At 31.9% G+C, this 13,238-nt stretch carries 12 protein-coding genes; all 12 read left to right on the top strand.

Annotated features, from left to right (window positions below):
* Positions 1-3: 3 nt before the first annotated feature.
* The 12 genes from DAD81_RS00445 to corA all read left to right on the top strand — a co-directional run bounded on the left by DAD81_RS00445 (position 4) and on the right by corA (position 13,207).
* On the top strand, positions 4-2,463 hold the full coding sequence (locus DAD81_RS00445; RefSeq protein ID WP_111706254.1) for a sugar-binding domain-containing protein: 2,460 nt from the start codon (positions 4-6) through the stop codon (positions 2,461-2,463).
* 299 nt (positions 2,464-2,762) lie between these two features.
* The gene (locus tag DAD81_RS20795; protein WP_179950002.1) at positions 2,763-2,966 is read left to right on the top strand and encodes a P-loop NTPase family protein; all 204 of its coding nucleotides are present in this window, start codon (positions 2,763-2,765) and stop codon (positions 2,964-2,966) included.
* A 354-nt stretch (positions 2,967-3,320) separates the two neighbouring features.
* On the top strand, positions 3,321-3,653 hold the full coding sequence (locus DAD81_RS00435; protein ID WP_111706253.1) for an ArsR/SmtB family transcription factor: 333 nt from the start codon (positions 3,321-3,323) through the stop codon (positions 3,651-3,653).
* Positions 3,654-3,701: 48 nt separating this feature from the next.
* Positions 3,702-4,169: a DUF6428 family protein gene (locus tag DAD81_RS00430; protein WP_111706252.1), complete on the top strand. Its 468-nt coding sequence runs from the start codon at positions 3,702-3,704 to the stop codon at positions 4,167-4,169.
* 23 nt (positions 4,170-4,192) lie between these two features.
* The gene (locus tag DAD81_RS00425) at positions 4,193-4,825 is read left to right on the top strand and encodes an arsenate-mycothiol transferase ArsC (RefSeq protein ID WP_111706750.1); all 633 of its coding nucleotides are present in this window, start codon (positions 4,193-4,195) and stop codon (positions 4,823-4,825) included.
* Between the two features lie 3 nt (positions 4,826-4,828).
* Positions 4,829-5,875, top strand: a complete 1,047-nt coding sequence (gene arsB, locus DAD81_RS00420) for an ACR3 family arsenite efflux transporter (protein ID WP_111706251.1) — start codon at positions 4,829-4,831, stop codon at positions 5,873-5,875.
* A gap of 376 nt (positions 5,876-6,251) precedes the next feature.
* The gene (locus DAD81_RS00415) at positions 6,252-7,313 is read left to right on the top strand and encodes a pyridoxal-phosphate dependent enzyme (protein ID WP_111706749.1); all 1,062 of its coding nucleotides are present in this window, start codon (positions 6,252-6,254) and stop codon (positions 7,311-7,313) included.
* Positions 7,314-7,399: 86 nt separating this feature from the next.
* A complete protein-coding gene (locus DAD81_RS00410) occupies positions 7,400-8,386 on the top strand; it encodes a DUF1611 domain-containing protein (RefSeq protein WP_245949158.1) in 987 nt (328 codons plus the stop codon).
* A complete protein-coding gene (locus tag DAD81_RS00405) occupies positions 8,383-9,897 on the top strand; it encodes a hypothetical protein (RefSeq protein ID WP_111706249.1) in 1,515 nt (504 codons plus the stop codon). Before DAD81_RS00410 ends, DAD81_RS00405 begins: the two co-directional genes overlap by 4 nt.
* A complete protein-coding gene (locus DAD81_RS00400; RefSeq protein ID WP_111706248.1) occupies positions 9,884-10,684 on the top strand; it encodes a creatininase family protein in 801 nt (266 codons plus the stop codon). Before DAD81_RS00405 ends, DAD81_RS00400 begins: the two co-directional genes overlap by 14 nt.
* A 1-nt stretch (position 10,685) precedes the next feature.
* The gene (locus DAD81_RS00395; RefSeq protein ID WP_111706247.1) at positions 10,686-11,750 is read left to right on the top strand and encodes a mandelate racemase/muconate lactonizing enzyme family protein; all 1,065 of its coding nucleotides are present in this window, start codon (positions 10,686-10,688) and stop codon (positions 11,748-11,750) included.
* Positions 11,751-12,142: 392 nt separating this feature from the next.
* Positions 12,143-13,207: a magnesium/cobalt transporter CorA gene (corA, locus tag DAD81_RS00390; protein WP_111706246.1), complete on the top strand. Its 1,065-nt coding sequence runs from the start codon at positions 12,143-12,145 to the stop codon at positions 13,205-13,207.
* Positions 13,208-13,238 lie beyond the last annotated feature (31 nt).

The following is a 13,238-nucleotide window of genomic DNA, read 5'->3' as shown; positions in this document are numbered from 1 at the left end:
CTAATGAAATTATTTTATAGCATAAGTCTACTATTATTTTTGCTACTTTTAAATGGTTGCTCAAAACCAATTGAGAATGTAAAAGCAAATACTAAAGAAAATTTTGATTTTGACTGGAAGTTTTATGCAGGAGAAATTGAAAATGCAGAATCAAAAGACTTTGATGATTCAGAATGGAGAACGGTAAACCTTCCTCACGATTGGAGTATTGAAGGGGATTTCAGCAAAAATAACCCTTCGTTTTCTCGTGGAGGCTGGTTACCAACAGGAAAAGTAGTTTATAGAAAATCATTTACAGTTCCTGCCAATCAAAAAAATAAACGTTTGGTTATTTATTTTGATGGTGCATACCGTAATTCAGAAGTTTATATAAACGGACATTTATTAGGAAAACGACCATTTGGTTACATTGCTTTTCATTATGATATGACTCAATATATCAATTTTGGGAAAGAAAATGTAATTACTGTAAAACTCGATAATTCAGAGCAACCAGGATCACGCTGGTATACGGGAACTGGAATCTATCGTCATGTTCATTTAATTACAACAGATAAATTGTATGTGCCAATATGGGGAAATTATATTGTTCCAAAAAACGTTTCAAAAGAAGTAGCAACAATAGCTGTTGAAACTACTATTCAAAATGATTTCAATAAAAATATAGAATATGAAATTGTAACTTCTGTTATAGATAAAAATGGTTTAGTCGTTTCTTCAAAAAAAGAAACTAAAACTATTGAAGCAAATAATTCCAGTATTTATAAATCTTCTCTAGAAATTGAAAATCCAATTTTATGGAATACTGAAAACCCGTATTTATATTCAGTAAAGACAGAATTAATTTCTAACAAAAAAATTATTTATGCTAAAACCATCAAAACAGGTATAAGAAAACTAGCATTTAACCACACAGAGGGTTTCAAACTTAATGACAAAGCAATTAAATTAAAAGGAGTTTGTTTACATCATGATGGAGGACCATTAGGTGCGGCAGTTCATAAAAGAACTATTGAACGACAGCTAGAAAAATTACGTGAGATGGGGTGTAATGCTGTGCGTACAGCTCACAATCCTTTTTCAGAAGAGTTTTTGAATCTTTGTGATGAAATGGGCTTTTTAGTAATGAATGAAGCTTTTGATGAATGGGAAAGACCAAAAAAACCTGCTACTACACAAGATGGAAAAAAGAAAAAATTAACGGTACACAAATATGCACATCTTTTTAAAAAATGGGCAGATAGAGACTTAACAGATTTTATACTTCGTGATAGAAATCATCCATCAGTAATTATGTGGAGTATTGGAAATGAAATTGATCAAATGCGTGACGAAACAGGGATAGCAATAGGCAAACGTTTGGTTGACATTGTTCATAAGTATGACTATCGTCCTGCAACAAATGGAGTACACGGTTATTGGGATTCCAAACGTCCAAATCAAGAAGCCGCTGCTACAAGTGATATTTACGGTTACAACTATATAACCCAAGACCGTTTGAACTGGGAAAGAGAACAGTTTCCAAATGTAATGGCAGTAATAACAGAACATGAATCTGCTCAATCATTTTATCCTCGTTCAACTTATTTATACGAAAAACAAAAGGAAGAATGGTGGAATAAACTGAAGTACAAATATGATGACGCGTTTAACTGGGCTGAAAAAAGAGATATTCGTGGTGAGGCAGGTATGGAAGCTTGGAGATTAGTAAAAGAAAGTCCTTATGTAATGGGAATATTTATTTGGACTGGCTGGGATTACATAGGTGAAACTATTCCATTTGGTTGGCCTGCACGTTCATCCTCTTTTGCACCAATTGACTTGGCTGGATTTCCAAAAGACGGCTATTATTTCTATCAAAGTCAATGGTCTAACAAACCAATGGTTCATCTATTTCCACATTGGAATTTAGAAGGAATGGAAGGTAAAGAAGTCGCTGTTTACAGCTATACCAACGGAGATGAAGTAGAATTATTTCAAGATGGAAAATCTTTAGGAAAGCAAAAAAATAATATCAATGGTGTTGAATATCAAACTTGGAATGTAGTTTATAAACCAGGAACATTGAAGGCTGTGTCCTATAAAAACGGAAAAATAATTGCAGAAAAAGTAGTTAAAACAGCAGGAAAACCATCAAAAATAAAAGTTGACACCAGAAAAACTAAGTTAAAAGCAAATGGACAAGACCTAATTTATGTTGAATGTACCATTTTAGATAAAGACGGAAATGAAGTACCAACGGCCAATAATTTATTAAAGTTTGAAGTTGAAGGTCCTGCAACCATTGCAGGAGTTGGAAATGGTGATAATATGGGATTAGAACCTTTTAAAGCGAAACAACGTTCAGCGTTTAATGGTAAATGCTTAGCAATTATTCAATCTACTAGAGAAGCTGGAAATATTAACGTTAAAATAACTTCCGAAGGATTGGAAACAACCGTTATTAATCTGAAAAGTAACTAAAATGAAGTTTTTTTTATAACGCCTTTATTGTTATCAATTGTTGAAAATTTGGTTATATGTGCTAAAAAAGCCCTTGAAAATTCAGTGAACTAAAATTACTTACCAATGAAAAAAACTAAAACAAGCCTTCCATTTATTTAGTCAAACATTTAAAAGTCTATTTTTAGCAACTTAAACACCTTTAAAGTCTAACTAAAAAGTTTATTTAAATTATAGAATTAAAAATCAAAAACCTAAACAAGACCTACTCAAACGGTGTTCAAGCTTTAAAAGACGTTACACCTAACATTCCTCAAGGAATGTTAGGTCTTTTAGTACCTATCGGAGCAGGAAAATCATCATTATTGAGAACTTTAGTAACATTCCAACAAGCCGATTTTGGTCCTGCAATGTTGGGTGATTTAGATGTTTTAAAAGACAAAGCCGAAGTAGAAAAAATTAGACAAAATTTACTTTCAGAAGGTAAAACTGGAAAATATTTAAATTATCTATTGAAAAAATAGTGCTTGTGATTTTTATAATTTTAATTGCGCTCTCCATAAATAACTGGCACGAATTAAAGAAAGATAGAAATATTTTTAAATAAGCTTAAATCAAATTTAAAAACAGATAAAGATGCTTATGAAAGCATTATTAATAAAGACGATTCTACGAAAAGCAGATTAATGAAATTGAAACACTTACCAATTTATTAAATCAAGAAATAAAATAACAACAGAACAACACTACACTTAAAAATTGATTAATTCAGTATAATACATTAAAAAATAAAAGAATTAATTTTTGCCAACGCTGATAAAATATTATGAATATTAAAAGTTTAATCGTAATATTGCAATGTAATAATAAAGAATAAAATGGGACTAGCTAAAACTGAAATGTTTACCGACCAACAAAATGAAATTTCACTTTATGCAAAAGTTTTCGGACATCCTGCAAGAGTTTCAATTTTACAACACTTATTTAAAATAAACTCTTGTGTGTGCGGAGATTTAGTAACCGAAATTGGGTTGGCGCAACCTACAATTTCACAACATTTAAAAGAACTTAAACAATTAGGTTTAATAAAAGGAAATGTAGAAGGAACATCTGTTTGCTATTGTATTCACAAGGAAAATTGGACTACAATGAAAACTGTAATGTTCAAATTTCTTGATCAAGACCTAACAAAACAACAAGATTGCTGTTAAAAAAATTTGAAGAGATTAATCGTATAATCGCAATAAACAAATACAACTATGAAATTATCAAAAGTTAAATTAATATTAGAAGAATTAGAAACCATAGGTTTTCAATTACCAAATGGAGAATTAGTACCTAACCACTTTCACGTTACAGAAGTTGGAAAAATCACAAAGCATTTTATTGATTGTGGTGGAACGGTAAGAAACGAAGAAGTAGTAAACTTTCAACTTTGGAACGCAAACGACTATGATCACAGATTACATCCAGAAAAACTATTGAATATTATTGAGCTTTCTGAAAAGTTTTTAAAAATTGAAGATTTAGAAATTGAAGTAGAATATCAGGCTGAAACCATTGGAAAATTCGGACTTGATTTTAACGGGAAATATTTCTTACTAACAAATAAACAAACTGATTGTTTGGCCAAAGATAAGTGTGAAATCCCATTAAAAAAGACAAAAGTAAAACTGTCTGACCTGAATGAAGAATCTTGTTGTTCGCCAGATGGAAACTGTTGCTAAAAGATAATAAAAAATTAATAAAAATGAAAAAAAAACAATCAACCTTATTTTCAGAAATAGAAAAATTAATTAGTGAATTAAACCCTCTTTCTATTTCTAATGAACGTAAAACAGTTTTACAACCATTAACAGAATTCATTCAGTCAAAGGTTTCAAATAATCAAGAAATTAATATCAACTTTATCTGTACTCATAATTCTAGAAGAAGTCATTTATCTCAAGTTTGGGCGCAAACAATGGCCAATTACTTTAATATTAAAAACGTTTATTGTTATTCAGGCGGTACAGAAGCTACAGCACTTTTTCCAATGGCTGCAGAAACTTTGAGAAATTCAGGATTTAAAATCAAAACAATTTCAGAAAACAACAATCCTATTTACAGTATAAAATATGCAGATAATGCACATCCAATTATCGGGTTTTCTAAAAAACTAGATGATGATTTTAATCCAAAATCTGAATTTGCAGCAATTCTAACTTGTTCGCAAGCCGATGGGGCTTGTCCGTTTATTGCCGGTGCAGAAAAACGCATACCAATTACTTTTGAAGATCCAAAAGCATTTGACAACACACCTCAACAAGCTGAAAAATACAAGGAAAGAAGTTTACAGATTGCCACTGAATTATTTTACGTTTTCTCTCAAATAAACTCATAAAAAATGGCAACAAAAAAACTAAGTTTTCTTGACAGAAATTTAACTTTGTGGATATTTGTAGCAATGGGATTAGGGGTTGGTCTTGGGTATTTTACACCTTCATTTCCTAACATTATAAATTCTTTTAGCAGCGGAACCACTAATATACCAATTGCAATTGGTTTAATATTAATGATGTACCCACCATTGGCAAAGGTGAATTACGCACTGTTACCAAAGGTTTTTAGAAATACAAAAATCTTATCTATTTCACTTATTTTAAATTGGATTGTGGGCCCCGTTTTAATGTTTTTTTTAGCAATTACATTTTTACGTGATTATCCCGAATATATGGTTGGGCTTATTTTAATCGGTTTGGCACGTTGCATTGCAATGGTATTAGTTTGGAACGATCTTGCAGAAGGAAGTAGCGAATATGGTGCTGGTTTAGTTGCTTTAAACAGTATTTTTCAAGTTTTTGCATACAGCTTTTACGCTTGGCTTTTTATAACGGTACTACCTCCCTATTTTGGTTTTGAAGGAGCTATTGTTGATATTTCAATAAGTACAATTGCTGAAAGTGTCGCAATTTATTTAGGAATTCCGTTTGTATTGGGGGTTTTTAGTCGATTAATTTTAGTTAAATTAAAAGGAGAAGATTGGTACACAAAAAAATTTATCCCTACAATTTCTCCATTAACATTAATTGCACTGTTATTTACAATTATAGTTATGTTCTCATTAAAAGGAGAATTAATTGTTGAAATTCCTATGGATGTTTTAATTATTGCAGTTCCATTACTTATCTATTTTACGTTAATGTTTATCATTGGTTTTTTCTTTACCAAAGCAACAGGAGCAGCATATGATAAAACAGCTGCAGTTGCTTTTACAGCAGCAGGAAATAATTTTGAATTAGCAATTGCTGTTGCTATTGCAGTATTTGGACTAAATTCTGGACAAGCATTTACAGGTGTAATTGGTCCATTAATTGAAGTTCCTGCATTAATTATACTAGTTCGAGTTTCCTTTTGGTTACGTAAAAAATATTATAAAAAAGCCATCGTGTAAAGCAATATAAATTTGCAATTCAAATGAGCCAACGTTGGTAATTTTTTAAAAAAATCCGCACACAATATTGGTAATCATTGCACAAAGCTCTCAAATTATAAAACACAACTCAAAAGCTCCTTTTTAAGGGGCTTTTGTTTTTTTAGAATAGTATTAGAATTTTACTTTTTTTAAGGTTACTACCCCTTTATTTGAAGTACAAAAAGAGCTTTATCTCACTATTTACAATGCCCTCTTTCGGTCCATTTTCAGAACATAAAATAAAATAAAATTCACATGATAATCTAAAACAAAAAATGTAATTTAGATGTAATAATAACAATTGAAGAGGGGTTATTTAACAGACATAATTTAGCTTCAATTTTAAATGATTGTAATGAACATTCTTGACGGTATTAAATCAGCCGATATAAAAATCACTAAAGAAGTTAAGAATCTTAGTGATATGGTAAAAAACCCAAACCTTTCTATTATAGATAGGATTGAATCTTTTGAAGATATTATGTCCCTTGAAATTGGTGACACCTCCCTCAAAAGAGCCCGTAACCTTGAAAGAGAACTTGACATCAGGCAATTATATATTAAATATGAAGGAGAAAATCCTTCAGGCACACAAAAAGACCGTATTGCTTTTGCTCAAGTACACGATGCACTCCGCAGAGATTTTAAAATCATTTCATTAGCAACCTGTGGTAATTATGGTGTAGCTGTAGCATATGCCGCTTTTTTAGCGGGAATGCATTGTAAAATCTTTATTCCAGAAACATATCATACAGAACGCTTAAAAGAAATGGAAGTTTTTAATGCTGAAATCATTAGACTTCCCGGTACATACGAAGATACAGTTACACAATCAAGTAAATTGGCATTGCAAGCCGAATGGTACGATGCTAACCCTGGAGGTGTAAATACTTCATTGCAAATTAAAGCTTATTCTGAAATTGCAAATGAAATTTATGACGAATTACATGATGCTCCAAAATATATTGCTGCACCTGTATCCAATGGAACCTTATTAGCGGGAATTTATCGTGGGTTTGTAAGCCTTCATAAACGTGGAAAAACATCCAGAATCCCAATTTTTATTGCTGGATCATCTGCTTATAAAAACCCAATTATCTCTTCTTTTAAATCAGGTTTAGATACTTGTAAAGATATTGATCCAAAACTAATAAAGGAAACTGCTGTAAACGAGCCATTAATTAACTGGCACAGTTTTGATGGGGATGAAGCACTTTATGCCATTAATAATTCAAATGGTGAGGCGCATCATATAAGTGATAAAAAAATGAAGGATATGAGCACTTATCTCCATAGAAAAGAAGGTTATAGAATTTTACCGGCTTCAACATCCGGTCTTATTGCCTTGCTGCAGATCCATAAAGAAAATGAAATGATAAACGACAGATATGTCGCAATTTTAACCGGTAAATACTAAAAATGAAAAAAACAATTGATGGTAAAGCATTGATCTACGCCGATGGCGGGTTCAATACCCCTAATGGTAAAACAGCACACGGTCTTGTGCGCTTCACCGAAAGATATGAAGTAGTAGGTGTTCTTGATCATAAGTATGCAGGTAAGGATGCGGGATTGGTCCTCGATGGCAAAAAGAATGACATCCCAATCTTTAAAAATTTAAAAGAGGCTTTATCAAAACTTCCTGCATCAGATAAACCTAAATCATTGGTAATTGGTCTTGCTCCCGACGGTGGACGCTTACCCATTGAAGCAAAAGATACAATTAAGGAATCATTGCAATTGGGAATGAATGTAGACAGTGGCCTACATGATTTTTTATACAAAGACTCCGAACTGATGGCAATTGCAGAAAAAAATAATTGCAGAGTGAGAGATGTACGCAGAACACCAGACCGAGATCAATTACATTTCTTTACTGGGAAAATTGAAGAAGTAAACTGCTTAAAAATTGCCTTGCTAGGAACAGATTCCGCTGTTGGAAAAAGAACAACGGCATGGATTATTGTACATGCTTTCAGAAAAGCAAATTTAAAATCAGAAATGGCAGGAACTGGGCAAACAGCATGGATGCAGGGTGCAAAATATTCAATGATTATGGATAGCTGCATCAACGATTTTGTTTCGGGAGAAATAGAACATGCTGTTTACGAAGCATGGAAAAATGAATCTCCAGATCTTATTGTTATTGAAGGACAAGGAAGCCTAATGAACCCCGCATATCCTGGTGGATTTGAAATTTTGGCAGCCGGAAGACCCGATTATGTGATCATACAGCATGCTCCAAAACGAATGGAATATGATGGATTTCCAGGTTACGTTTTACATTCAATAAAAGAACAAATTAATGCTATTGAAACTATTTCTGGTAAAAAGGTAATTGCAATCACGGTGAACCATGAAGACATGAGTAAAGATGAAATATTACCTGCGTGTAAAAAATTAACAGAAGAAACAGGATTACCTGCGTATGACGTTCTAGAATATGGAGCTGAGGAATTGGTTAAATTATTAAAGTCCTATTTAAAATGATCACGCTTGAATCGTTTAAAGTGCTTCGAAAACTTTCAGTAAAAAATATTTATATAGAGTCAAAAAAAGTGAAGGCATCCTATTTGGTTGAAAAATATTCAGGAGAAACAACTTCTTTTGAATTGATCTACTCTTACGACCATTCATATTTCAATAAAAAAAATCCAGAAGATATCAACTTGGCTTCTATAATGTTGGCACAAGTTGCTTTAAATTATGGATTATTCTTTGAAACTATAGAATTTGATGGTTTATACGATAACACTGATCAACGGTTTCTTAAAGACATGATGGAAAACACTTCTCGCGAGATCTTAACTAACAAATTGCTCATTAAAAATGAATTTCTAAAACCACCTTTTGATACACTAAAAGTTGAAAAAAGAGATCACTACACACAGGCAAAAATACAATTTACAAACACCCAATTTGAAAATACAATATTAGCGAAAGCCCCATCTGAGAACGATTTAAATAAATATGCAATACTAAGCAGCGGAGGAAAGGATAGTTTACTAACCTATGGAATTATAAAAGAAATAGGAGAACCTTATCCTGTTTTTATAAATGAAGCTGGAAGACATTGGTTCACAGCCGTAAACTCCCATAGATATTACAAAACTATAGAACCAAATACATCTAAACCTTGGTGTAATAGTGACCGTTTGTTCAATTGGATGCTAAAGCAATTACCCTTTATAAAGGAAAATTACGCAAGTATTAGAGCAGATGACTATCCGGTAAGACTTTGGACTGTAGCTGTTTTTCTGTTTGGAGCACTTCCAATTGCACAAAAAAAAGGAATTGGAAACATTTTAATTGGAGACGAATATGATTCTACAGTAAAAGGAAACCTTAATGGAATTTCTCATTACTCAGGGCTATATGACCAGAGCAAATATTTTGATAATACTATGACACGTTATTTTAAAAATAAAGGATGGAATATTTACCAATATTCTATACTTAGAAGCTTATCAGAATTACTTATAATGAAAATTTTAACTAAACGATACCCTGAGCTTCAAGAACACCAAGTATCTTGTCATGCTGCACATGAGCTAAACGGAAAAATGTATCCTTGTGGTAAATGTGAAAAATGCAGGAGAATTATTGGAATGTTAAAGGCACTTGATGAAAACCCCGAGAAATGCGGTTACAACGAAAAACAGATCGCTGATGGTTTAAAAGACCTAGAGAAAAGGTCTGTAAAACAAATAGGAAGTGATGCTGGCCATTTATATTATCTATTATTCAAAAAGAACCTTATAGAACACAATGAATTTACTTCCAAAGTATCTAAAGAGCATCCTGAGATTATGAAATTAAGATTTGACAAGGAAAGAAGCAACTTAGAAGATATACCTTACCATATCCGAACGCCTCTTTTTTCAATCTTAAAACAATATTCTGACGGGGTAGTAAAAAGAGTAAATAACCGTTGGATTGAACAAACTATGGACAACAATTTTTTAAATGAAGTAAACTATAAATTTAATGACCAAAAATAAAAAATATCCTGAATATATGTGGGCAACTTTAACATGGCCCGAAATTGAAGAACGATTAAAACTAGTAGATACAGCAATTTTACCTTGTGGCGCTATAGAACAACATGGTCCGCACCTGCCTTTAGATGTCGATTTTTTTGATGCTGATTATATGGCTCGTAAAGTAGCTGAGGCTTGTGAGGACCCCAAACCTTTTGTGTTGCCTCCTATTCCTTATGGTGTATCATATCATCACAGCGGTTTTAAAGGAACACTCTCTGTTACAAACAACGCTTTATCTGCCCTTATCTATGATCTTGGAATGAGCCTGGCACATAATGGAATAAAAAAAATTGTTATTCTAAATGGCCATGGAGATAACGTACCCACTCTTACATATGCCGCACAGATGATTAATCGTGATGCAAAAATATTTGTTTGTGTTGAAACAGGTGAAACAAGTGATGTGGACTTATATGATTTGATAGATACTCATAACGACATTCATGCAGGAGAAATTGAAACAAGTACCACTTTAGCTATTAGACCTGAACTGGTGGATATGGAAAAGGCTGTAGACGGCACTCTAGATTTGGATAATGAATATCTTGATTATACCTCTGATAGAGGTGTGAGCTGGTATGTACATACAGAATGTTTAAGCACCTCAGGAGTAATGGGGAATGCTACCAAAGCTACCGCAGAAAAAGGTCATAAAATGTGGGAAATTATGATTCATAAAATGGCTGAATTTGTAGAAACCATTAAAAATACACCTAACGATAAATTATATCAAAACAGGTACTAAAATGAAGATAACATCCATTGAGTATTTTAGGTTGGATATGCCTTTGGCTGTCCCTTACAAGATTGCCTATGAAACGGTAAACAAAACCTCTAATATTATTCTAAAAATAAACACTAATAGAGGTATTACAGGTTGGGGATGTGCTGCACCAGACATTGAAGTAACTGGTGAAACACCTGAAGATGTAATTTATAATATTGAAAATATAATTATTAGTTTACTAAAAAATCAATCTCCGTTTCATATTGCACGTTATACGCATCAATTAAAAACATTGTGTCCTAATTCCTCTTCTACTATTGCAATGGTGGATATGGCATTATTTGATTTAATGGCACGGCAGGCAAAATTGCCGCTATATCAACTACTTGGAGGTTATAGAAACGAGATTCCAACCAGTATCACTATTGGTATTTTACCGTTAGATGATACAATACAAGAAGCAAGAAATTTCCTAAATAAGGGTTTTACTATTCTTAAACTAAAAGGAGGTGTAAACTTAACGGAAGATATAGAGAAAGTAATGAAGTTACGTGAAACACTCGGTAATGAGTTTTTATTGCGGTATGATGCCAATCAGGGATATACACCAGAAGAAGCTGTAGAGTTTATTGATAAAACTAGAAGTGCTAAAATAGAAATTCTGGAACAGCCTACAAAACAGACCAAAGAAGCGCACTTAGGTGAAGTAACCAAAAACGTTCATGTACCTGTAATGGCAGATGAGAGTATTAAAACGTTGAAAGACGCGTTTAGATTGGCGAGCAATGAATTAATTGATATGGTAAATATAAAGATTATGAAAGTGGGAGGCATTCTTGAATCACAACACATTAACTCTGTAGCAAAATCTGCAGGAATGGAAGTTATGGTGGGTTGCATTGATGAATGTGCTATCGGAATTTCAGCAGGTCTGCATTTTGCATTAAGTAAACCTAATATTGAATACGCCGACTTAGATGGACACCTTGATTTATTGGACGATCCTTTTACTGATTTATTTGAACTAAAAAAGGGAATACTATATCCTTCAAATTATTATGGTTTAGGAAAAATAAAACTATAACTTATTGAGAAAACTACTTCGCCAATTAAAACTATTTTGTATTTTAAAATTCGGATACAGATTTTCTACTAATTTCATCACCCAATAACAAAAAAAATGCTCCCATTCCTATTTCAGAAATGATTGTCTCTTAAGTATAAGAAACTTGTTCTCTCTAAATTAATTCCTTACTTTAGTAAGTAATAGATACCCATATGGGAACATAAAGTACACATAAAAAATTGCTTAATTCAATAAATAAAATGTGTTTAAAGTATAAAACTTAAACATAAAAAAATGTGTTTTCAAATCCAATACTTTTCAAGCTTAAACAGGTTTTGGGGCATTTTAAAAATTATTTGTAACAAAAACATGAAAACTAAACTCTCAAATATCTATTAGGACACTTAAAAATGGCAAGATTTATAAAAAAGAAGAAAAAAGAAATTGGATTATCACCCGATGAACTAATTTTTAGAGGACAAAAAAAAGCAGACCAAGTATTACTAAGAATTATTGATTTTGATTCCGAAAATTTAACTGAAGAAGATGTTAAAACGGTAAAAGAAATTAGTGAGTTCCAATATAAGAATACAGTTACTTGGTTAAATGTTGATGGTCTTCATAATACATCAATAATGCACGAAATAACCTCTTCATTTAATCTTGACTCTTTAGCTATGGCTGAAGTTTTAAATACAGAAGCAAGACCAAGAATTATTGAATATGATAATTGCACCTTAATAACAGCTAAAATGTTAAGGGTAGATGAAACCACAGGAAAAACCCTTGTAGAAAACCTAAGTTTAATACTAACTAAAACTGTTTTATTTTCTTTTCAAGAACAAAAAGGTGATGTATTTGAACCAGTAAGAGAAAGAATAAGAAAGCAAAAGAAGAGAATTCGTAATGGAGGAACTGATTATTTAACCTTTGCATTATTAGACATTGTAGTTGATAATTATTTATACGTAATTAGTGTTTTGGGAGAAAAGATTGAAACCTTAGAGGAAAACCTTCTTCTTAACCCAAATCAAAATATTATTAATGAAATTAATAATTACAAACGAGAATTAAACTTTTTGCGTAAAAGCATAAAACCTGCTAAAGAAATGATTTTTTCATTAGCAAAAACAGATTCTGACTTTATTACTGATAGCACCTATGTGCATTTTAAAGAACTTGAGGATAATATTAGTCAGGCCAATGATGCTACAGACAATTACCGTGAAATATTATCAGACCAACTAAACATTTATCATACAACAATAAGTAGTAAGCTAAATGATATAATGAAATTTCTAACCGTATTTTCGGTAATATTTATTCCATTAACTTTTATAGCTGGAATTTATGGAACTAACTTTGAGTATATTCCAGAACTTACTTATAAATACAGCTATTTTATAATGTGGATTGCAATGATAATAGTTGCAATAAGTATGCTGTTATTCTTTAAAAAGAAAAAATGGTTCTAATTAAATATATTGCCAAACAATTTATTAATTC

The organism is Lutibacter citreus, assembly GCF_003260195.1.
Lineage (GTDB): Bacteria > Bacteroidota > Bacteroidia > Flavobacteriales > Flavobacteriaceae > Lutibacter > Lutibacter citreus.
Note: the sequence above shows the minus strand (reverse complement) of the source record. Positions and strands in the feature narration are given on the sequence as shown.

What these genes read in the sequence shown, in the direction of transcription:
- DAD81_RS00430 (WP_111706252.1), top strand. Translation starts at nt 3,702, where the DNA reads ATGAAATTATCAAAAGTTAAATTAATATTAGAAGAATTAGAAACCATA.
- DAD81_RS00445 (WP_111706254.1), top strand. Translation starts at nt 4, where the DNA reads ATGAAATTATTTTATAGCATAAGTCTACTATTATTTTTGCTACTTTTA.
- DAD81_RS00400 (WP_111706248.1), top strand. Translation starts at nt 9,884, where the DNA reads ATGACCAAAAATAAAAAATATCCTGAATATATGTGGGCAACTTTAACA.
- DAD81_RS00415 (WP_111706749.1), top strand. Translation starts at nt 6,252, where the DNA reads ATGAACATTCTTGACGGTATTAAATCAGCCGATATAAAAATCACTAAA.
- arsB (WP_111706251.1), top strand. Translation starts at nt 4,829, where the DNA reads ATGGCAACAAAAAAACTAAGTTTTCTTGACAGAAATTTAACTTTGTGG.
- DAD81_RS00405 (WP_111706249.1), top strand. Translation starts at nt 8,383, where the DNA reads ATGATCACGCTTGAATCGTTTAAAGTGCTTCGAAAACTTTCAGTAAAA.
- DAD81_RS20795 (WP_179950002.1), top strand. Translation starts at nt 2,763, where the DNA reads ATGTTAGGTCTTTTAGTACCTATCGGAGCAGGAAAATCATCATTATTG.
- DAD81_RS00435 (WP_111706253.1), top strand. Translation starts at nt 3,321, where the DNA reads ATGGGACTAGCTAAAACTGAAATGTTTACCGACCAACAAAATGAAATT.
- DAD81_RS00425 (WP_111706750.1), top strand. Translation starts at nt 4,193, where the DNA reads ATGAAAAAAAAACAATCAACCTTATTTTCAGAAATAGAAAAATTAATT.
- corA (WP_111706246.1), top strand. Translation starts at nt 12,143, where the DNA reads ATGGCAAGATTTATAAAAAAGAAGAAAAAAGAAATTGGATTATCACCC.
- DAD81_RS00395 (WP_111706247.1), top strand. Translation starts at nt 10,686, where the DNA reads ATGAAGATAACATCCATTGAGTATTTTAGGTTGGATATGCCTTTGGCT.